1 protein-coding gene is annotated in these 432 nt (G+C 63.0%); it reads left to right on the top strand.

Annotation, left to right across the window (positions count from 1 at the left end; translation table 11 throughout):
* A partial coding sequence (locus tag I6F37_RS40790) for an ABC transporter substrate-binding protein (protein ID WP_225154490.1) occupies positions 1-432 on the top strand: 432 nt, incomplete at both ends.

Genomic DNA, 432 nt, shown 5'->3' with positions numbered 1-432 from the left:
GGACAACACGAAGGCGTTCTGGGATTCCTTCGCCGAGGCGTACAAGGCGAAGTCCGGCGTCGATCTCGACGTGCAGATCGTCAGCTGGGACAACATCGACCAGCAGAGCTCGACGATGATCCAGAACAACCAGCCGCCGGACATCCTGAACATCAACGTTTACGCCTCCTACGCGGCCGACGACCTGCTCTACAGCTCCGACGACGTCCTCGACGACGCCGTCAAGGACGACATCCTGGACGCCTTCCAGAAGTCCGGCACCTACGACGGCAAGTTCTACGGATTCCCGGACCTGAGCTCCGCGCGGGCCATGTTCTACAACAAGGATCTCTTCGCGCAGGCCGGCATCGCCGAGCCCCCGACCACCTGGGCCGAGTTCGAGGAGGCGTCCAAGAAGATCGCCGACCTCGGCGACGGCACCGTGGGCTATGC

The organism is Bradyrhizobium sp. NBAIM08 (assembly GCF_020193935.1).
GTDB classification, from domain to species: Bacteria; Pseudomonadota; Alphaproteobacteria; order Rhizobiales; family Xanthobacteraceae; genus Bradyrhizobium; species Bradyrhizobium yuanmingense.
This window is presented reverse-complemented; position numbering and strand designations above follow the sequence as displayed.